The sequence below is a fragment of the Saccharothrix carnea genome (genome assembly GCF_003014735.1).
In the GTDB taxonomy this organism is placed as follows: Bacteria; Actinomycetota; Actinomycetes; order Mycobacteriales; family Pseudonocardiaceae; genus Actinosynnema; species Actinosynnema carneum.
The window spans coordinates 824,974-843,819 of the sequence record NZ_PYAX01000002.1 but is presented as its reverse complement, the minus strand read 5'-3'; the positions used below and the strand labels follow the sequence as shown (position 1 = coordinate 843,819).

17 protein-coding genes and 2 pseudogenes are annotated in these 18,846 nt (G+C 71.2%); 12 read left to right on the top strand and 7 right to left on the bottom strand.

Annotated elements, in window-relative coordinates; translation table 11 throughout:
• Window positions 1–58: 58 nt before the first annotated feature.
• The 5 genes from B0I31_RS08030 to B0I31_RS08010 are packed head-to-tail and all read left to right on the top strand — an operon-like array spanning window position 59 to window position 3,819.
• Window positions 59–406, top strand: a complete 348-nt coding sequence (locus B0I31_RS08030; RefSeq protein ID WP_106614627.1) for a YbaB/EbfC family nucleoid-associated protein — start codon at window positions 59–61, stop codon at window positions 404–406.
• The gene (locus B0I31_RS08025; RefSeq protein ID WP_106614626.1) at window positions 403–726 is read left to right on the top strand and encodes a WXG100 family type VII secretion target; all 324 of its coding nucleotides are present in this window, start codon (window positions 403–405) and stop codon (window positions 724–726) included. The genes B0I31_RS08030 and B0I31_RS08025 overlap by 4 nt, the downstream gene beginning before the upstream one ends.
• Window positions 723–1,637: a WXG100 family type VII secretion target gene (locus tag B0I31_RS08020; protein ID WP_181320047.1), complete on the top strand. Its 915-nt coding sequence runs from the start codon at window positions 723–725 to the stop codon at window positions 1,635–1,637. Before B0I31_RS08025 ends, B0I31_RS08020 begins: the two co-directional genes overlap by 4 nt.
• Window positions 1,634–2,752, top strand: a complete 1,119-nt coding sequence (locus tag B0I31_RS08015; RefSeq protein ID WP_106614625.1) for a serine hydrolase domain-containing protein — start codon at window positions 1,634–1,636, stop codon at window positions 2,750–2,752. The genes B0I31_RS08020 and B0I31_RS08015 overlap by 4 nt, the downstream gene beginning before the upstream one ends.
• The gene (locus B0I31_RS08010) at window positions 2,752–3,819 is read left to right on the top strand and encodes an alpha/beta hydrolase (RefSeq protein WP_106614750.1); all 1,068 of its coding nucleotides are present in this window, start codon (window positions 2,752–2,754) and stop codon (window positions 3,817–3,819) included. Before B0I31_RS08015 ends, B0I31_RS08010 begins: the two co-directional genes overlap by 1 nt.
• A 110-nt stretch (window positions 3,820–3,929) precedes the next feature.
• Here B0I31_RS08010 and B0I31_RS43075 read toward each other — a convergent pair.
• The 4 genes and pseudogenes from B0I31_RS43075 to B0I31_RS40460 all read right to left on the bottom strand — a co-directional run.
• Window positions 3,930–4,061, bottom strand: a pseudogene (locus B0I31_RS43075) (hypothetical protein); the annotation flags it as partial.
• Between the two features lie 94 nt (window positions 4,062–4,155).
• Window positions 4,156–4,551 (bottom strand): annotated as a pseudogene (locus B0I31_RS08000) (glycoside hydrolase family 5 protein); the annotation flags it as partial.
• A gap of 23 nt (window positions 4,552–4,574) precedes the next feature.
• Window positions 4,575–5,192, bottom strand: coding sequence for an alpha-ketoglutarate-dependent dioxygenase AlkB (locus B0I31_RS07995; protein WP_106614624.1), 618 nt, complete (start codon window positions 5,190–5,192; stop codon window positions 4,575–4,577).
• Window positions 5,193–5,269: 77 nt separating this feature from the next.
• Entirely contained in the window at window positions 5,270–5,437 is a 168-nt protein-coding gene (locus B0I31_RS40460; protein WP_181320046.1) for a hypothetical protein, read from the bottom strand.
• Window positions 5,438–5,669: 232 nt separating this feature from the next.
• On the opposite strand from B0I31_RS40460, the gene icmF reads away from it, so the two are divergent.
• From icmF to B0I31_RS07980, 3 genes are all read left to right on the top strand, one after another.
• Window positions 5,670–8,909, top strand: a complete 3,240-nt coding sequence (gene icmF / locus B0I31_RS07990; RefSeq protein WP_106614623.1) for a fused isobutyryl-CoA mutase/GTPase IcmF — start codon at window positions 5,670–5,672, stop codon at window positions 8,907–8,909.
• Window positions 8,910–9,102: 193 nt separating this feature from the next.
• Window positions 9,103–9,678 (top strand): hypothetical protein, encoded by a 576-nt coding sequence (locus tag B0I31_RS07985; RefSeq protein WP_106614622.1) that lies wholly within the window; start codon window positions 9,103–9,105, stop codon window positions 9,676–9,678.
• Window positions 9,675–10,601, top strand: coding sequence for a hypothetical protein (locus B0I31_RS07980; protein WP_245949746.1), 927 nt, complete (start codon window positions 9,675–9,677; stop codon window positions 10,599–10,601). The genes B0I31_RS07985 and B0I31_RS07980 overlap by 4 nt, the downstream gene beginning before the upstream one ends.
• A gap of 4 nt (window positions 10,602–10,605) precedes the next feature.
• On the opposite strand, the gene B0I31_RS07975 is transcribed toward B0I31_RS07980, so the two are convergent.
• Window positions 10,606–11,640, bottom strand: coding sequence for a LacI family DNA-binding transcriptional regulator (locus B0I31_RS07975; protein WP_106614621.1), 1,035 nt, complete (start codon window positions 11,638–11,640; stop codon window positions 10,606–10,608).
• A gap of 272 nt (window positions 11,641–11,912) precedes the next feature.
• Between B0I31_RS07975 and B0I31_RS07970 the strand changes: the two genes are divergently transcribed.
• The 4 genes from B0I31_RS07970 (at window position 11,913) to B0I31_RS07955 (ending at window position 16,403) form a co-directional block, all read left to right on the top strand.
• The gene (locus B0I31_RS07970; protein ID WP_106614620.1) at window positions 11,913–13,151 is read left to right on the top strand and encodes an ABC transporter substrate-binding protein; all 1,239 of its coding nucleotides are present in this window, start codon (window positions 11,913–11,915) and stop codon (window positions 13,149–13,151) included.
• Window positions 13,148–14,068 carry a carbohydrate ABC transporter permease gene (locus B0I31_RS07965; protein ID WP_106614619.1) on the top strand — a complete coding sequence of 307 codons (921 nt, stop codon included), beginning with the start codon at window positions 13,148–13,150 and terminating at the stop codon, window positions 14,066–14,068. Before B0I31_RS07970 ends, B0I31_RS07965 begins: the two co-directional genes overlap by 4 nt.
• A 9-nt stretch (window positions 14,069–14,077) precedes the next feature.
• The gene (locus B0I31_RS07960) at window positions 14,078–14,959 is read left to right on the top strand and encodes a carbohydrate ABC transporter permease (protein WP_106614618.1); all 882 of its coding nucleotides are present in this window, start codon (window positions 14,078–14,080) and stop codon (window positions 14,957–14,959) included.
• A 76-nt stretch (window positions 14,960–15,035) separates the two neighbouring features.
• Window positions 15,036–16,403, top strand: coding sequence for a GH1 family beta-glucosidase (locus B0I31_RS07955; protein WP_219910645.1), 1,368 nt, complete (start codon window positions 15,036–15,038; stop codon window positions 16,401–16,403).
• 70 nt (window positions 16,404–16,473) lie between these two features.
• Here B0I31_RS07955 and B0I31_RS07950 read toward each other — a convergent pair whose 3' ends face one another.
• Together B0I31_RS07950 and B0I31_RS07945 are read right to left on the bottom strand one after the other, a co-directional pair.
• Window positions 16,474–17,262, bottom strand: a complete 789-nt coding sequence (locus B0I31_RS07950) for a DUF3152 domain-containing protein (RefSeq protein WP_106614616.1) — start codon at window positions 17,260–17,262, stop codon at window positions 16,474–16,476.
• The gene (locus B0I31_RS07945; protein ID WP_245949745.1) at window positions 17,259–18,806 is read right to left on the bottom strand and encodes a putative glycoside hydrolase; all 1,548 of its coding nucleotides are present in this window, start codon (window positions 18,804–18,806) and stop codon (window positions 17,259–17,261) included. Before B0I31_RS07945 ends, B0I31_RS07950 begins: the two co-directional genes overlap by 4 nt.
• Window positions 18,807–18,846 lie beyond the last annotated feature (40 nt).

The window sequence follows — 18,846 nt, the reverse complement described above, 5'->3', positions numbered from 1 at the left end:
CACCAGGCAGCCGGGCCGGCCAGGAGAACCACCAGTGGAACAAGGGAAGGGGAGGACCATGGACCCAGCGCAGTGGCTGGCGGACTACCGGGAACGCCTCGATCGCGCGGCGCACGGCGCCCGTGCGGCGAGCGCGAGCCTGCGCGAGGTGGGCGCGACCGCGACCTCACCACGCGGCGAGGTCAGCGTGACCGTGAACGCCGGGGGACTGCTCGACGACGTCACGGTGACACCGGCGGCACGTCGGCTCGAGGCGGACGCCCTGTCCGTGCTCATCGTCGCCACCGCCCGCGAGGCGCAGCGGCTGGCCGGCGCGCGGATGGCCGAGGTGATGTCCGGCTACCTCGGCCAAGGCGAGGCGCTGGCGCGGATCACCGAGCACCAGCCCGCGGAGGTCGGGCGATGAGCCAGGGCGACTTCACCGTCGACCCCGAGCAGCTGCGCGGGCACGCGGGCAGGCTCGCGGGCTACGCCGACCGGCTCGCCGGGACCGGCACCCGGCTGCCGCACGCGCTCGGCGAGCAGTCGCTCGGCTCGTTCGCCGGGTTCCTCACCGCCGGGGTGGGCGGCGCGATGGCCACGACGCTGGACGCGTTCGGCCACGTCGCGTCCGCCGTGGACCAGGTCGGCGGCGGTCTTCGGCAGGTGGCCGACCAGTACCAGCGCACCGATGGCGACGGTTCCGCCGCGTTCGACCGCATCGACACGGAGGTCGCCCAGTGGTGACGACACTGCCCCGCCCCGAATCCGCCGTGACGCCACCGGCCGCGGTCGCCGCTCCGCCGGGCGCGGACACCCCGTCGCCGGACGCGGGACAGATCGCCGCGCTGCTCGCGGAGCTGCGGTCCGTCAGCGCCGCCGTCGACAACAAGGAGTGGCTGTCGGGCGGGCTGGCCGGTGACCCGGACGCACCGCTCGGCGCGATGAGCTCGACCGAACGGCCGCTGTCCGCGTTGGACAGCGCCGGGGTCGGGTTCCTCACCCCGATGATCTCGTTCCTGGAAGAGCCGCTCGGCCGGCTGCGCGGCGACCCGGACTCCGTGTCCTCGGGCGCGGGCGAGTTCGACTCCGCCGGGCGGGACGCGACCTCGCTGGCCGAGGAGTACCGGTCGACGGCCGCGGCCGAGACCAGCGAGTGGTCCGGCCAGTCCGCGTCGGACTACCTCAAGACCGGCACCGAGTTGGCCGACGGCATCCTCTCGATCGGGGAGACCGCGCTGACCTCCTCGAAGGCGATGATCGCGGCGGGTGAGGTGGTGGCCAAGGTCGTCACGGCGGTGACCCAGCTCATCGCCGAGGCGGTCGCCAAGATCACGCCGATCATCACCCAGGCGCTGGCCGCCGCACCGGCGACGTTCGGGCAGAGCCTGGCAGTGGCGATCCCGCAGTGCGTCCAGATCGCCGTCGAGTACGGCGGGAAGATCGCCGGGAAGCTGGCCGAGCTGCTGGCCAGCGGCGAGAACCTGATCAAGCTGGTCGAAGCCGCGCTCGGCGTGCTCAAGGTCGTCAAGGAGGCCGTGTCGTTCATCGGCGAGCAGGCCCAGGCGGGTGCGTCGTCGGGCGACAAGCCGGTTGGCGTGGACAAGTCGGACATGTCGGACACGTCGGACAAGATTGACTCGGAGGGGCTCGCATGAGCGGCAAGAGCCGTCGCCTGGTGGCCGGAGTCGCCGGAGGTGTCGTCCTCGCTGTTGTCGGCGCGTTGACCACCCCGGTCACGGCGGTGGCGCAGACCGGCCACGCCGCGACCCAGGCCGTGCTCGACCGCTACCAGGCGCAGGCCGGACCGGGCGCGGCCGTGTACGCCGGTGACGACACCGAGTCGTGGACGTTGAGCAGCGGCACGGCCAAGATCGGCCAGAACCGCCCGATCACGGCCACCGAGCACTTCCGGATCGGCAGCCAGACCAAGACGTTCACCGCGGCCGTGCTGCTCCAGCTCGTGGACGAAGGCCGAGTCGCCCTGGACACGCCGATCGGGCCGTACCTGCCCGGCGTGTTCACCGGGAACTACGACGGAAATGTCATCACCGTCCGCCAGCTCCTGCAGCACACCAGCGGCATGGTGCGGGACGTGCGCGACGCGGCGGCCAACCCGGACGGCACGTACTCGCTGGCCGAGCTGGTCCGCTCGGCGATGGACGAGCCCGCCCAGTTCGCGCCCGGCGCCGGCGTCGGGTACTCGAACGTCGCCTACCTCGCGCTCGGCCTGCTGATCGAACGGCTCACCGGCCGCACGGTCCGCGAGGAGATCACCGACCGGGTCATCACCCCGCTCGGGCTGGCCGGCACGTCGTTCCCGGTGCCGGGGGCGCGGGCGCTGGCCGACCCGTACCTGCCCGGCTACGTCGGGGGCAGGCTCGGCCCGTTCTTCTTCTGGACCGAGGGCACCACGAACAGCGAGCTGAGCTTCTGGAGCACCGCCGGCGCGATGGCGTCGACGTTGGAGGAGATGGCGGAGTTCTACCAGGCGCTGCTCGACGGCCGGGTCGTCTCGGCGGCGGGGCTCGCGGAGATGCGGCGGACCCTCGCGCCGGATCACAGCACCGGCCTCGCGCTGGTCCGGATCGCGCTGTCGTGCGGCGGTGAGGCGTGGGGTCACAACGGCGCCCTGCCCAACGGGCACTACTCGATCACGCTGACCACCGAAGACGGCCGGTTCGCGTCGCTGGTGACCAACGGGAACGTGGTCGGCTCCCGGCCGGTCTCCATCGAGGTGCTGGACTCGGCGCTGTGCGAGGTGGCGGCGTGATGCGGCGACTGATCGCCCTCGCGGTGGTGGGTGTGCTCGGTGTGTTCGGTGTGCCGGGTGCGTCGGCGGCGGGTGGTGGTGCGCCGCCGGTGTTCACCAACGGGTTCGGGCTGACGGTGGTCAGCCAGCCGGCGTGGGTGGACGGCAACCAGCGGACGTTCGTGTTCACCGTGCGCACCGCCCACGTGCCGGCGTACTCGGTGATGGCCGGCCAGGTGTCCGGCGAGCACACGATCATGGTGACCTTGCCGGAGGGCTACGACCAGGCGGCCGCCACCCGGTACCCGGTGCAGTACCACCTGCACGGCCACCCGGACCGGCCGAACACCGTCGCCAACCAGCGGCTGTTCGAAGAAACCACGGTCGGCGTCCCGCTGATCACGGTGGCGCCCAACGGTTCCGGGCGGGGCTGGTACGCGAACTGGGTGAACCCGCCGGCGGCGCTCGGCCCGCAGAACTGGGAGACGTTCCACCTGGACGAGGTGATCCCGTTCGTCGACGCGAACCTCCGCACGATCGCGCGGCGTGACGGGCGGGCCATCTCGGGGCACTCGATGGGCGGCTTCGGCGCGTTCCACTACGCCGAGCACCGGCCGGACCTGTTCGCGTACGTCGGCAGCTTCTCCGGCGGGCTGGACCTGTTGAGCCAGGAGCAGCGGGCGGCGGTCGTCGCGACCACGCAGCTGGCCGGCAGCGGAACGCCCACGGTGCCGCTCGAGTCGATCTTCGGGCCGCCGATCTGGCCGTTCGACGGGGTGTGGAACCGGGAGAGCCCGGCGCAGCACGTCGGCTCGCTGCGGGGGATGGGCGTGGCGATGTACACGGGCAACGGCGGTGATCTGACGGTGGACCCGCTGGTGGCCGTGGTCGAGAACCGGGCTTGGGCGACGAACGTCGTGACGCGGGATCACCTGGTGGCGGCAGGCATCCCGCACACGTTCATCGACTACGGCGACGGTAGCGGGTGGGCTGAGGGGTGCACGGGCAAGCACGCGCAGCTGCCGTGCCTGCTGGCCGACATGGACCACTTCGTGGGCCTGCTGATGGGCGCGCTCGCCCACCCGTAACCGCGCGGGTGCGGTAGTCACCGGCAGGCCGGACGGGAAACTTCCCGCCAGGCCTGCCGGTTCAGGTCCCGCGTGTCCTGCGTTCGGGACCCCTGGATCCACCGTTCGGGTCAGGCGGTGCAGGCGGAGCCGGACAGGGTGACGGCGGTGGGGGCGGTTGCCGGGCCGTTGGCGGTGAAGCCCAGGGAGACCGAGGAGCCGGCGGCGAGGGACGGGGCCCACGTCGGTGCGGTGACGGTGAGACGGGTCGTTGTCCCGGGTGTCGGACAGGCCGCCGCTCGGGCAGCTCACACCTTCGACGAAGATCAGCCAGTTCGCCTGCACGGACAGGATCGCGTTGCCCGCCCGCTCGGCGGCCAGCCGCCAGTCGCGCTCCACCACGCCGCAGCCCCAGCACGCGCCGGTGGCGTTGGGGTTGGTGCCCTCGGCGTGCGGCTCGTTGTGCAGGTCGGCGCCGATCACGGTGGTGTTGCCCGCGTACCGCTGGGCGAGCATCTTCCAGTCGTTGATCCAGGTCGACTCGGGGACGGCCGCCGTGTACCAGAGGGCGGACTGGCCGGCGCCGGTCGGGCGGTGCCGGTCGAGGATGATGCGCATCCCCTTCTGGCCCGCGTACTCGATGACCTTGTCCAGGATCTGCAACGGCGACAGCCCGACCAGGTCGGGGTTGGTGAAGTCGTTGACGCCGGACGCCGTCGCGCCGGGCTTGAGCGCGTCGTTCGAGAACGGCACGCGCAGGTCAACCGATTCAGTCGTCAGCGCACGCCGCGCGGGCGGAACTGGACGCTGATCCGGGGGCCGACCGCCTTCGTCGCCTTGGGCACGGCGTGCTCCCACGTCCGCTGGCACGACCCGCCCATCACGATCAGGTCGCCGTGCCCCAACGCGTACCGCACGGTGGTGCCGCCGCCGCGGGGGCGCAACGCCAACGCGCGCGGCGTGCCGACGGACACGATCGCCACCATCGTGTCCTCGGTCGAACCTCGCCCGATCGTGTCACCGTGCCAGGCCACGGAGTCACGGCCGTCGCGGTAGTAGCAGAGGCCGGCCGTGCGGAACGGCTCGCCGAGCTCCTCGGCGTACCAGGCGCTCAACTCGTCCCGCGCACGCGTCAGCACGGGATGGGGGAGCGGTGCGTGCTCGTCGTAGAAGCAGAGCAGGCGCGGGACGTCCACCACGCGCTCGTACATCTGCCTGCGCTCGGCACGCCAGGGCACCTCGGCGACCAGGCGCTGGAACACCGCGTCCGCGCCGGACAGCCAGCCGGGGAGCACGTCGACCCACGCGCCGTCGCCCAGCTCGGTCCGCCGCACACCGGTCAGCGGGCGCAGCGCGGGCGCTTCGGCGCCGTCGTCGAACAGCGACACCTGCATGACGCCAGCATAACCCGAGAGTCGAACACGCGTTCGACTCCAGTAGGCTCTATAGCTTCAGTGCCGACTATAAAAGATCAAGCGTCCGGTTCGGGCTTGCGCCGTCGGCCACCGGTGCGGACCTGCTTCGACGGCTCGTCGGCAGGCTCCGCCTGTTGCTTCCCGGCGACGGCCGTGTCGGCGCTGCCAGGGTGGTCGGCGAGCAGGATGGCGGCCAGCTCGTCGTAGATAGGTGTGCTGCTCATGGAAGATCCTCTACCCCGTTTGGACGGAAGTTACACGCGTCTTCGGCGAGGGGTACGGCCAGGGTTGGCAAAACGATCGACGTCAATGGGTTTAGGTCCGATTTGTCCTGATATTGGGCACGTTCGGGTGAACGGGTGAAGCGGGTGACCCGTCGCACAACTCCGTCGTACTTCCGATAGACGGATGTCCTAGTAATCTGGAGGCAGTTCCGCGCTGCCGAAGGAGCCAGTCGTGACCGCTGCCCCGCTGCACACCCCGCTGCACCCGGTCCGCTTCGTGACCGCGGCCAGCCTCTTCGACGGGCACGACGCCGCGATCAACATCATGCGGCGGATCCTGCAGGCCCAGGGCGCCGAGGTCGTGCACCTCGGCCACAACCGGTCGGTGCGCGAGGTCGTCGCCGCGGCCGTGCAGGAGGACGTGCAGGGCATCGCGATCAGCGCCTACCAGGGCGGGCACGTCGAGTACTTCAGCTACCTGGTCGAACTGCTGGCCGAGCGCGGCGCGGAGCACATCAAGGTCTTCGGCGGCGGCGGTGGCGTCATCGTGCCCGAGGAGATCGAGCTGCTGCACTCGCGTGGCGTGGCGCGGATCTTCTCCCCGGCGGACGGGCAGCGGCTGGGGCTCGCCCGGATGATCAACACGATGGTGGAGGCGTGCGACCACCCGCTGGCCGAGCGCCCGCCGTCGTCGTGGGACGGCCTGTTCACCGGCAGCGAGGACGTGCTGGCGCGGGCGGTCACGCTGATCGAGGCGGGCACGTTGCCGGCGGACGTGCGCGACCGGATGGTGCACGTGGCGGGTGAGCGCCCGGTGCCGGTGCTGGGCATCACCGGTACGGGTGGTTCGGGCAAGTCGTCGCTGACCGATGAGCTGGTGCGCCGGTTCCGGCTGGACCAGCAGGACAAGCTGCGGGTCGCGGTGCTGGCGGTGGACCCGACCCGGCGCAAGGGCGGTGGCGCGCTGCTCGGTGACCGGATCCGGATGAACTGCCTGGACGGTGACCGGGTGTTCTTCCGCTCGCTGGCCACCCGCCGGGCGGGTTCGGAGGTGCCGGACGGTCTGTCGGACGCGATCCTGGCGTGCAAGGCGGCCGGGTTCGACCTGGTGATCGTGGAGACGCCGGGTATCGGCCAGGGTGACGCGGCGATCGTGCCGTTCGTGGATCTCTCGCTGTACGTGATGACGCCGGAGTTCGGTGCCGCGTCGCAGCTGGAGAAGATCGACATGTTGGACTTCGCGGACGCGGTGGCGATCAACAAGTTCGAGCGGCGGGGTGCGGAGGACGCGCGTCGTGACGTGGCGCGGCAGTTGGTGCGCAACCGGGAGGCGTTCGGGGCGTCGTGGGAGGACATGCCGGTGTTCGGGACGTCGGCGGCGACGTTCAACGACGACGGTGTGACGGCTTTGTACCAGCACTTGCGTGGTGAGTTGGCGCAGCGGGGGTTGGACGTGGCCGAGGGCGCGTTGCCGGTGGTGGCGGGCAGGGTGTCGACGTCGGCGGCGACGGTGGTGCCGCCGACGCGGGTGCGGTACCTGGCCGAGATCGCCGAGACGGTGCGCGGTTACCACCGGGCGACGGAGACGCATGTGGACGCGGTGCGGCGGGTGGCGCACCTGCGGGCGGCTCAGGAGGAGTTGGAGTCCGCGGGGCACGACACGGCGGCGATCACGTCGTTGCTGGAGTCGGCGGGGAAGCAGGTCGACGCGGTGTCGGCGGAGCTGTTGGCGTCGTGGCCGCAGGTGGTGGAGGCCTACAGCGGTGACGAGATGGTCGTGCGGGTGCGGGACCGGGAGATCCACACGAAGTTGACGCGGGAGACGTTGTCGGGCAACAAGGTGCGGCGGGTGTCGTTGCCGCGCTACGAGGACGACGGCACGTTGTTGCGGTTCCTGCGCAAGGAGAACCTGCCGGGCCACTTCCCGTACACGGCGGGGGTGTTCCCGTTCAAGCGGGACGGTGAGGACCCGGCGCGGATGTTCGCGGGCGAGGGTGACGCGTTCCGCACGAACCGGCGGTTCAAGTACCTGTCGAAGGGCTCGGAGGCGACCCGGCTGTCGACGGCGTTCGACTCGGTGACGTTGTACGGGCGCGACCCGGACACCCCGCCGGACGTGTACGGCAAGATCGGCACGTCGGGTGTGTCGATCGCGACGCTGGACGACATGAGGGCGCTCTACGACGGTTTCGACCTGACCGCGCCGTCCACGTCGGTGTCGATGACGATCAACGGTCCGGCGCCGACGATCCTGGCGTTCTTCCTGAACACGGTGGTGGACCAGCAGGTCGACAAGTTCCGCGCCGAGCACGGTCGCGAGCCGTCCGAGGCGGAGGCGGACGAGTTGAAGGCGTGGGCGTTGTCGACCGTGCGCGGCACGGTGCAGGCGGACATCCTCAAGGAGGACCAGGGGCAGAACACCTGCATCTTCTCCACCGAGTTCTCGTTGCGGATGATGGCCGACATCCAGGAGTGGTTCATCCAGCACAAGGTGCGCAACTTCTACTCGGTGTCGATCTCGGGCTACCACATCGCCGAGGCGGGGGCGAACCCGATCAGCCAGTTGGCGTTCACGCTGGCCAACGGGTTCACCTACGTGGAGTCGTACCTGGCGCGGGGGATGGACATCGACGATTTCGCGCCGAACCTGTCGTTCTTCTTCTCCAACGGCATGGACGCCGAGTACAGCGTGATCGGCCGGGTGGCGCGGCGGATCTGGGCGGTGGCGATGCGGGAGCGGTACGGGGCGAACGAGCGGTCGCAGAAGTTCAAGTACCACGTGCAGACGTCGGGGCGGTCGTTGCACGCGCAGGAGATGGACTTCAACGACATCCGGACCACGTTGCAGGCGTTGTGCGCGTTGTACGACAACACGAACTCGTTGCACACCAACGCCTACGACGAGGCGATCACGACGCCCACGGAGTCGTCGGTGCGGCGGGCGATGGCGATCCAGCTGATCATCAACAAGGAGTGGGGCCTGTCGGCGAACGAGAACCCGTTGCAGGGCTCGTTCGTGGTCGAGGAGCTGACCGACCTGGTGGAGGAGGCGGTGCTGGCGGAGTTCGACCGGCTCTCCGAGCGCGGTGGTGTGCTGGGCGCGATGGAGACGGGCTACCAGCGCGGTCGGATCCAGGACGAGTCGATGCGCTACGAGCAGCGCAAGCACGACGGTTCGCTGCCGTTGATCGGGGTGAACACGTTCCTGCCGGAGGACGGCGGGCGGGAGCAGGTGACCATCGAGTTGGCGCGGGCGACGGAGGAGGAGAAGCGGTCGCAGGTGGAGCGGACGCGGGCGTTCGCCGCCTCGCACGCGGCCGAGGCCGAGCCGGCGTTGCGGCGGTTGAAGGAGGCGGCGGCGTCGGGGGAGAACGTGTTCGCGGTGCTGATGGACGCGGCGCGGGTGTGCACGCTGGGTCAGATCACGGAGGCGTTCTTCGAGGTGGGTGGCCAGTACCGGCGCAACGTCTGATCGGGGCGGCGCGGCGGTCGGATTCCGGCACCGCGCGGCGGCGTCGCGGTGCCCGGACAACGCGGCCAACTGGCCGTGGAAGCCGCAGGTGGAAGAGGGGCGCACGCTCTCGTGACCTCGGCCTGTATTCAGGGCCTGCTCCGAACCTCCTAATGGGTGAACCCATAAGGAGCAACAGGGGCGGTGAGACCCGATGAGGTGGTTGACCGGAGGATCGTTCGCGATCGTCGCGTGCGCGGTGGTGGTCGGCTGTGGCGAAGTGCCGGGCGACCCCGGGCCGGCGGGCCGGGTCCGGTCCGCGGAGTCGGCGTCGCCCGGCCACTCGACGGCCGAGACGACGGCCGAAACGCCGAGCGGAACGGCGCAGGAGTCGCCGGAGCCGGAGACGGGGCCCACGACCCCGGCTCCGCGGATCCCGAGCCCGCGGGTACCCCCGACCACGGCCAAGCGGCCGGGCGTGCCGGGCAGCCCGATCGACTACAACGCCACTTACGTCGGACAGCCTCTCGACCTGGCGAAGGGATTCCTCGAGGCGGAGTTGAAGCGCGTGTGCGCGAACGACCCCGGGGAGATGTGCGGGATCACGATCAAGACTGTGTCGCCGCGGCCGGGTGACAACTGCTTCGTCGGGGCAGGGCCGGACCCCGTGCCCCGCGGTGGCACGATCACCATCGAGGGTGGACCGTGCGCTGACGGGACCGGCGAGTCCGTTTCGGCGCCGGTCAAGCCCTCGGAGAGCACCCCCGAGACGTCCCGGAGCGGGCGGTGACCGCGGTGCACGCGCGTCGCCGCGTCGCCCCGCCTCCGCCGCAGGCCGACCCGACCGAGACCCTGACGGGTCCGGGCCGCGCGGTGCGGATCGTCGCCGCGGTGGTCGCCAACACGACCCTGCTGACCGCGCTGCTCTACTTCTTCGGCCTGGTGGCGACCCAGGTCTTCTTCGAGCACTTCCGGGTGCACTACACGCTGCTCGGCCAGACCCCGGACGAGATCCTGGCCCGCGGCGCGGACGGGTTGTTCGTGCCGTTGGCCGGGATCGCGTTCGCGGTGCTGACGGCTGCCTTCCTCGCCCGGTTCCTCAAGGCGCGGCTGTCCGCGCGTCGGTGGGCGGCGCTGCTGCGGGTCTGCACTCCGGCCGCCGCCGTGCTCGGGCTCCTGCTGCTGGGTGTGACGGCGCCGATCACGGTGAACCCCGAGCCGTTCCGCGCCTACCCGGGCCTGCCCGGGTTGGGGTTCGCGGTGGGTGTGGTGCTGGTGGCGTTCGCCTGGCGGCGGTGGGGTTCGCGCTCGGGCCGGGGCGCGGCGCTCGGGCCGGTCGAGTCGGTAGCGGCGTTCCTGCTGGTCGCGATCGGGCTGTTCTGGGCGGTCGGCGACTACTCGGCCTCGGTCGGCACGCGGCGCGGGTTCGAGATCGAGGCGCAGGTGCCGTGGATGGCCGACGCGGTCGTCTACAGCACCGACAGCCTGAACCTGGCCGGTGAGGGTGTGCGGCAGGTGGCGTGCGCGCAGCCCGACGCCGCCTACAAGTACCGCTACGACGGGCTGAAGCTGCTGTTGCAGTCCGGCGGCCAGTACGTGTTCCTGCCCGCCGTGTGGCGGTCGTCGGCCGGTACCGCGTTCGTCGTGCCGCGCACCGACTCGTTGCGGCTGGAGTTCGGGCCACCGGGGAGCACGCCGCCGCCGACGTGCTGACCGCTCAACGGCTGGAGGCGCGCACCACGAGCTTGGTCGGCAGGAACGCGGGCGCGGGCTTCTCGCCACCGTGCACCATGGTCAGCACCGCTCGCGCCGCGGCCACCCCGATCCCCGCCTTGTCCTGCGCCAACGTGGTCAACGGCGGGTCGACCAGGGCGGCCAGCTCGATGTCGTCGAACCCCACCACCGCCAGCTCGTCCGGCACCCGCAGCCCCGCGTGCCGTGCGGCCAGCAACGCGCCCACGGCCATCTCGTCGCCGGCGCAGAACACCGCCGTGGGCGGTTCGGGCAACGCGATCAGCGTCCGCATCGCCGCCTGGCCGCTGGGCCGGTAGAAGTCGCCCTCCACCACGTACTCCGGCGGCACGGCCAGGCCCGCCTCGGCCATCGCCGCGCGGAAGCCGGCCAGCCGGTCCGCCGCGGGCCGGTTGGCGTGCGGGCCGGTGACCGTGGCGATCCGCCGGTGGCCCTCCTCGACCAGGTGCCGCACCGCCATCGCCGCGCCGCCGACGTTGTCCGACGTCACGTACGTCGCGCGCGGCCCGTCGACCTCCACGTCCACCGCCACGCACGGCAGCCCGGACTGGGCGAACGCGGTGAACGCGGAGGCGTCCGAGCCGCTGTCGATGAGCACCAGCCCGCCGAGGTGGTGCCGCCGGGTCATGTTCACGTACGCGACCGGGTCCGCCAGCGACGCGCCGACCGCCCGCAGCGCCGCCGACCCGCTGGTGGCCAGCATCAGCAGGTGGTAGCCGTGCGCGCTGAGCGCCGACTTCAGCCCGATCAGCAGCTCCTGCAGGTACGGGTGCCGCCAGCCGGGCCTGCGGTGGTCGGTGTCCCACACCAGGCCGATCAGCCCGGACCGCTTGGTGGCCAACGCGCGGGCGGACTCGTTGGGCCGGTAGTCCAGCTCGCGGGCCACCCGCTCGACCACTTCGCGCTTTTCCTTGCTGACTGTCAGGGGCTGGTTGAAAACACGGGAAACGGTCGCCACGGACACCCCGCACAGCTGGGCGATCTCACGGATCGTGGTCATCGCGCGCCCTTTCTTTGTAACCGGTTTCAGCCGCTCAGGCCGAACCTCCTGACCAGGCTGGACACGGTATCACCTGCGCAAACGCCGAAGCCCTGGAACGGCCAGGTTATCGCTTCGTTACTTGACGGTATCGCAGCCCCGGACTGTCATGTACACCACACCGACCGGGTGCGGAACCCGGTCGAATTCGCCGGAAACCCCCGGATCGGCCCCACGTGCGTCCGGCGTGCCCGAAATCGGCCGGCTTATTGATGGAGAGGGAGAGCCGCGTTATGAGACGAACTCCGACCCTGGTCGGCGCCGCGCTGCTGGCCACCGCCCTGGTCGCCACCGCGTGCGGCGGCGACGCGAGCGACGGCAAGACCAGGATCACCATCGGGCTGTTCGGCAACTTCGGCTACCAGCAGCTGTTCGAGGAGTACGAGAAGGCGCACCCGGACATCGACATCACCGACCGCACCGCCTCCTACTCCGACCACCACAAGAACCTGGCCGCCCACCTCGCCACGAACAACGGCGCCGCGGACATCGAGGCCGTCGACGTCGGCTACATCAACCAGTTCAAGGCCAACCCCGGCCAGTTCGTCGAGCTCAGCGCCGACCTGAAGGACCGCTGGCTGGACTGGAAGTGGGAGGCCTCGCTGTCCAAGGACGGCAAGCAGATCGGCTACGGCACCGACATCGGCGGCCTGGCCATCTGCTACCGCCGCGACCTGTTCGAGGCCGCCGGCCTGCCTGCCGACCGCGACCAGGTCTCCGCGATGTGGCCCACGTGGGAGAAGTTCATGGAGACCGGCAAGCGGTTCGCGGCCAACGCGCCGGCCGGCGCGAAGTTCTTCGACGGCGGCCCCACCGTGCTCAACGCGATCGTCGGCCAGGCGCCCACCGGCTACTACGACAAGTCCGACAAGATCGTCGTCGGGGACAACGCCGAGATCCGCAAGGGCTGGGACCTCGTCGCCCAGGGCGTGGCTGACGGCCTGTCCGCCGGGCTGCTGCACAGCACCCCGCAGTGGAACACCGGCTTCAAGCAGGGCCAGTTCGCGACCCTGGCCTGCCCGGCGTGGATGATGGCCAAGATCAAGGACCAGGCGCCGGAGACCTCCGGCAAGTGGGACCTCGCGGCCGTGCCCGGCGGCGGCGGCAACTGGGGCGGCTCGTACCTGACCGTGCCCAAGCAGGGCAAGAACACCGACAAGGCCGTCGCGCTGGCCGCCTGGCTCACCGCCCCCGAGCAGCAGGCCAAGGTCTTCGCCAACGCGGGCCTGCTGCCGTCCGCGCCGAAGCTGTACAGCGAGCAGTCGGTCGCCCAGAAGGCCGACCCGTTCTTCAACAACGCGCCGGTCGGCAAGGTCTTCACCGACGCCGCCCGCGCCCTGAAGCCGCAGTACCAGGGCCCCAAGGCCGGTGACATCCAGACCGAGTTCGGCAACGCCATGCAGCGCGTCGAGCAGGGCAAGCAGAGTCCGGGCGAGTCGTGGGACCAGTTCGTCCGCGACGTCACTCGATGAAGACCGACTGGCGGGAACGCCGCCACCGGTGGGACCTCCGGTACGCGCCGTACGCCTACGTCGCGCCGTACTTCCTGCTGTTCGGCGTGTTCGGCCTGTTCCCCCTGCTCTACACCGCGTGGGTGTCGCTGCAGGACCGCAACCTGCTCGACGGGGACGCGGCCACGTTCGTCGGCATCGACAACTACGTCGCGCTGCTCACCGCGGACCCGTACTTCTGGAACGCGATGGGCAACACGCTGAGCCTGTGGCTGCTCACCACCGTGCCGCAGATCCTGTTCGCGCTCGGCATCGCGCAGCTGCTCAACCGGCGGCTGCGCGGCCGGACGTTCTTCCGGATGGGCGTGCTGCTGCCCAACATCACGTCGGTGGCGGCGGTGGCGATCATCTTCGCCCAGCTGTTCGGCCGGGACTTCGGGCTGATCAACTGGGCGCTGGAGCTGTTCGGCGCGGGCCGGATCGACTGGCAGGCGGGCACCGCCAGCTCGCACACCGCCATCGCCGCGATGGTGGTGTGGCGCTGGACCGGCTACCACGCGCTGATCTTCCTGGCGTCCATGCAGGCGATCCCGACCAGCGTGTACGAGGCGGCCAGGCTGGACGGCGCCACCGCCTGGCAGCAGTTCTGGCGGATCACCGTGCCGATGCTGCGCCCGCAGATCATCTTCTCCACCGTGATCGCCACCGCGGGCAACATGCGGCTGCTGGCCGAGCCGCTGCTGTTCAACCCCGGCGCGGGTGCCGAGACCGGCGGCTCGGACCGGCAGTTCCAGACCGCCGCGCTCTACCTCTACGAGTACGGCTTCAAGAAGTTCGACTTCGGCTACGCGTCGGCCATCGCCTGGCTGCTGGTCATCGCGACGGTCGCCATCACCGGGTTGAGCTACCTGGCCGCGCGCCGCATCCGGACGGACTGAGAGGACACCATGACCACCGTGCTCGAACCGCTGGCGCCCGACGCGCCGCCGGCGCCGTCCGGGCGGCGCCGGGCGTTGCGGCTGCCCGGACCGTGGACCTACGCGGCGCTGATCGCGGTGCTCGCCGGGTCGGCGTTCCCGGTGTACTGGTCGCTCGTCGTGTCCTCGCAGACACCGGACAAGGTGAGCAGCGTGCCGCCGGTGCTGGTGCCCGGCGGCCACCTGTTCGCCAACATCGCGCGGGTGTTCGACCAGTCGGACTTCGCGCTGGCGATGATGAACTCGCTGGTCGTGGCGGGCACCATCACGCTGTCGGTGGTGTTCTTCTCCACCCTGGCCGGTTTCGCGTTCGCCAAGCTGAAGTTCCGCGGCCGGTCCGCGCTCATGCTGCTGGTCGTGGCGACCCAGGCGGTGCCCACCGAGCTCGGCGTCATCCCGCTGTACATGATGATGAGCGACTTCGGCTGGGCGGGCGAGCTGCACGCGGTCATCGTGCCCGGCCTGGTCACCGCGTTCGGCGTGTTCTTCATGCGCCAGTACTTCGAACGCGCCGTGCCCGACGAGCTGCTCGAAGCCGGCCGGATGGACGGGTGCAGCTCCCTGCGCCTGTACTGGCACGTGGTGCTGCCCGCCGCACGCCCCGCCGCCGCCGTGCTCGGCCTGTTCACGTTCATGCAGGCGTGGAACGACTTCTTCTGGCCGCTGGTCGTGCTCACGCCCGAGAACCCCACCGTGCAGACCGCGTTGAACACCCTGGCCAGCGGGTACACCACCGACTACACCCTCGTGCTCACCGCGGCGACGATCGGCACCGTGCCGGTGCTCGTGGTGTTCCTGCTGTTCGGCCGCCAGATCGTCGGCGGGATCATGGCGGGGGCGCTCAAGGGATGAGCGCGCCAGCCACCCACCGCCACGCCGCAACCGCACCGCTTCCCCACACCACCGGCTTGTCTAGGAGTTTCAGTTGATCGACTTCCCCCGAGGATTCCGCTGGGGCGTCGCCACCTCGGCCTACCAGATCGAAGGGGCCGTGGACGCAGACGGGAGAGGACCGTCGATCTGGGACGCGTTCGGCGCGGTGCCGGGCGCCGTCGCCGGTGGCGACACCGGAGCCGTCGCGTGCGACCACTACCACCGGATGCCGGAGGACCTGGCGCTGCTCGGCGAGCTGGGCGTGGACGCGTACCGGTTCTCGGTGGCGTGGCCCCGGATCGTGCCCGATGGCGCGGGCCGGGTCGAGCAGCGCGGGCTCGACTTCTACCGGCGCCTGGTCGACGGGCTGCTGGACCGCGGCATCGAGCCGTTCCTCACCCTGTACCACTGGGACCTGCCGCAGGCGCTGGAGGAACTGGGCGGCTGGCGCTCCCGCGACACCGCCGAGCGGTTCGCCGAGTACGCCGTGGTCGTGCACGACGCCCTGGGTGACCGGGTGTCGAAGTGGACGACGTTCAACGAGCCGTACGTGTCCTCGATCGTCGGCTACGGCGAAGGCAGACACGCTCCCGGCGCGCGGGAGGGCCACGGCTCCCTCGCCGCCGCGCACCACCTGATGGTGGCGCACGGGCTGGCGGTGCGGGCCATGCGCGGCACGCCGGGCCACGAGTTCGGGATCGTGCTCAACCAGTCGCCGTCCACCCCGGTCACCTCGTCGGACGCCGACGTCGCCGCGGCACGGCGGCACGACCTGCTGCTGCGCCGCCAGTTCACCGAACCGCTGTTCGCGGGCCGCTACCCGGACGACTACGAGGACACGTTCGCCGGCGTGACCGACCTGTCGTTCCGCCGCGACGGCGACCTGGAGCTGATCTCCACGCCGCTGGACTACGTGGGCATCAACTACTACTACCGGCAGCACGTGGCCGACGCGCCGCACCGCGACCCGGACCCGGCCACCCGCACGTCGATCGACGTCGGCATCGACACCACCCGGCTGCCGGACGTGCCGCGCACCGCGATGAACTGGCCGGTCGAACCCGAAGGCCTCACCCAGACGCTGGTCGGGCTCAAGGAGCGCTACCCCGACCTGCCGCCGGTGTACGTCACCGAGAACGGGTGCGTCTACCCCGACCACCCCGGTTTCGTCGACCAGGAGCGCATCGACTACCTGCGCACCCACCTCGCGGCGGCGCGCGACGCGATCACCGCCGGTGTCGACCTGCGCGGCTACTTCGTGTGGTCCTTCCTGGACAACTTCGAGTGGGCGCACGGCTACAAGCACCGGTTCGGCCTCGTGCACGTGGACTACGACACGCTGGTCCGCACGCCCCGGGCGAGCTTCCACTGGTACCGCGACCTGGTCGCCGAGCAGCGGGCCAGGACGGCCGCGGCGGGCTGACCCGCGTGGCCGCCGTCGCGCGGAGGCGCGTCCGCGCGACGGCGGCCGTCCGGCGGTCGGGACCGCACCCTCACGGCCACGGGTTGGGCTCGCACGAGTTGCCGTCCGGCACGACCACGACACCCTGGTCGCTGCCCGTGGTGATGGACGCCAGCCCGTCGTTGTCCACGCTCAACGTCTGCTGCATCATCACCGGCGCCGGCGCGCCGTCCGCCGGGCACACCTCGTGGCCCAGGCCCAGGAAGTGCCCGACCTCGTGGTTGACCGCGTAGATCCGGTAGCCGCGCAGGTCGCCGCCGTAGGTGTGGGCGCCGCGGAACCAGCGCGCCGTGCTGAGGTGCACCACCGGCCCCACCCGGCACGACACGTCGTAGGGCAGCTCGAACCCGCACAGCGACCGCGCGGTCCGCTGCGAGGTCAACCGGATCCGCAGCTCGGGCACGACGTCGTCGCCGACGCGCCGGAACGCGTGCCGCCCCGACCACCCGCGCGGGTGCCGCAACGCGTGGTCCACCACGGCGGCGAACGAGTCGTCGCCCTGCGGCAGCACCACACCGTCCTCCACCTCGACCGCGTACGTGGTGCCGGCCGTGCCTCGGGCGCCGGACGGCGGCACGACGTGCCACGTGCCCGCACCCTGCTCGGGGAACGGCGGACCGGGCGGCAGGTCCGCGCCCGAGTGCAGCGCGTCGACCGGTGGCGCGCTCTGCGCCGGGGGCAGCGGGGGAGGGGGCACGACACCGGCCGCGGGCCACGCCACCGTCGCCGGCCGCGGTGCCATCCCGACGTCCAGCACCACCACGGCCGTCGCCGCCAGGCAGACGCCCGCCAGGTAGGGCAGCAGCGACACCGGCCTCATGCGGGCTCCAAGCCGGACGAGCCGTACGTGCACGCCGCGTTCCACAGCAGGAACGACGGCGCACCCGCCTCCGCCGACCCCCGCACCTGCGCCTGCACCTCACCCGGGCCGTAGTGGTGGCCCAGCGAGAACGCCTGCAGCCACGGGATCACCGTCGCGCCGCTGTCCTTGGTCAACCGGACGAAGTCCGCCACCGACGCCCGCACGATCTCGTACGGCTGGGCGTTCGGGTTGGACACCCCGTACTCGCCCGGACCCCAGTGCGACGGGTAGACCATCGGCGCGACGTAGTCCACGTGCGCCGCGAGGGACGGGATGTCCTGCGCGACGTCCGTGGGCGCGTGCGCGGCGATGCCGAACACCGACGCGCCCAGGTACGCGCCCAGCGGCCGGACCGCGGCCCGGTTCTCCGCCAGGAAGTCCGTGATGGACTGCTCGGGGCTCGTGGTCAGGCCGGGGAACACCATCTGCCCGATCGGGCCGTCCGGCCGCCGCACGTAGTCGTAGAGGATGTCGTCGAAGCCCAGCGACGCGGCCTCCGCGGCGATCGCGGTGTTGTAGGCGCGGACCTCGGGGTTGGCGAAGTTGGTGAACGCGTACTCGCCGTAGTGCGCCGACCAGGGCGCGCCGGACGAGTTCTGCGCCACCCGGTCCCGGGCGCCCGACTCCCACGACGCCTTGCCCAGCACCGGGTCGCGGAACGCCACCAGCCTGCCCACCACCCGCAGCCCCAGCGCGTGCAGCTCGTCCAGCGCGGCGCGCGCGTCGTAGTAGTTGCGGGTCGCGCCGATCTGCCTGGCCAGCGGCACCTGCGAGTCGTAGCCGATCTCGCCGCTCTCGTCCTTGATGTCGAGCTGCACGGTGTCGATGCGGCCCTCGCGCGCCATCGCCAGCACCGGGTCCCGCAACGACGCCGTCGCCCACGCCGCGGCGCTCAGGTGCACGGCCCGCATACCCGGGTGGGTGACCTTGACCGCGACGTCGTGGCGCTGGGCGTTGCCCGCGGCGTCACTGGCCTCGACCCGGACGCTCGTGGGCACCTCCCGCAGCGACGTCTCGAACCTGCCGTCGCGCAGCTCCACCTCCTGGTCGGCCACCCGCACCGAGTCCGCGCCCTCCGCGCTGCCCTTCACCGTCACCGGGCCGCGCGGCGACTCGGCCTCGACCACGTCCACCTTCAGCGAAGGCGGCGTCGCGTCCACGGTGAACTCGCGCTGCACCTCCACGTCGGGCATCCACGGCAACGGGTTGGCCGCCCGCACCGACAGCGTGTGCCTGCCCTCGGCGAGCTTGACCCCGGTCAACGTCATGCGGCCGTCGGCGCGCAGCGCCTCCACCGGCTGTCCGTCCACGTGCACGGTCACACGGTCGAGCCCGCCGGCCTCCGCGGTGGTGATGGACACGCGCTCTACACCCGAAGGAGTGACAGCGCTGCCGTCGCCCAACTCGGCCACGGCCAACCCGACACCGCGGCCGTGCACGATCGTCGTGACGACGCCCGCGATGAGCAGCAGCACCACCACGCCGACGACTGGGATCAGCACGCGCTTGAGCTTCCGGGGCGTATCCGACATCGGTGACTCC

Bases quoted from the DNA above. Each gene is read 5' to 3' on its own strand.
- B0I31_RS08030 (WP_106614627.1), top strand. From the start codon at position 59: ATGGACCCAGCGCAGTGGCTGGCGGACTACCGGGAACGCCTCGATCGC.
- B0I31_RS08025 (WP_106614626.1), top strand. From the start codon at position 403: ATGAGCCAGGGCGACTTCACCGTCGACCCCGAGCAGCTGCGCGGGCAC.
- B0I31_RS08015 (WP_106614625.1), top strand. From the start codon at position 1,634: ATGAGCGGCAAGAGCCGTCGCCTGGTGGCCGGAGTCGCCGGAGGTGTC.
- B0I31_RS08010 (WP_106614750.1), top strand. From the start codon at position 2,752: ATGCGGCGACTGATCGCCCTCGCGGTGGTGGGTGTGCTCGGTGTGTTC.
- B0I31_RS07995 (WP_106614624.1), bottom strand. From the start codon at position 5,192: ATGCAGGTGTCGCTGTTCGACGACGGCGCCGAAGCGCCCGCGCTGCGC.
- B0I31_RS40460 (WP_181320046.1), bottom strand. From the start codon at position 5,437: ATGAGCAGCACACCTATCTACGACGAGCTGGCCGCCATCCTGCTCGCC.
- B0I31_RS07985 (WP_106614622.1), top strand. From the start codon at position 9,103: ATGAGGTGGTTGACCGGAGGATCGTTCGCGATCGTCGCGTGCGCGGTG.
- B0I31_RS07975 (WP_106614621.1), bottom strand. From the start codon at position 11,640: ATGACCACGATCCGTGAGATCGCCCAGCTGTGCGGGGTGTCCGTGGCG.
- B0I31_RS07970 (WP_106614620.1), top strand. From the start codon at position 11,913: ATGAGACGAACTCCGACCCTGGTCGGCGCCGCGCTGCTGGCCACCGCC.
- B0I31_RS07965 (WP_106614619.1), top strand. From the start codon at position 13,148: ATGAAGACCGACTGGCGGGAACGCCGCCACCGGTGGGACCTCCGGTAC.
- B0I31_RS07960 (WP_106614618.1), top strand. From the start codon at position 14,078: ATGACCACCGTGCTCGAACCGCTGGCGCCCGACGCGCCGCCGGCGCCG.
- B0I31_RS07950 (WP_106614616.1), bottom strand. From the start codon at position 17,262: ATGAGGCCGGTGTCGCTGCTGCCCTACCTGGCGGGCGTCTGCCTGGCG.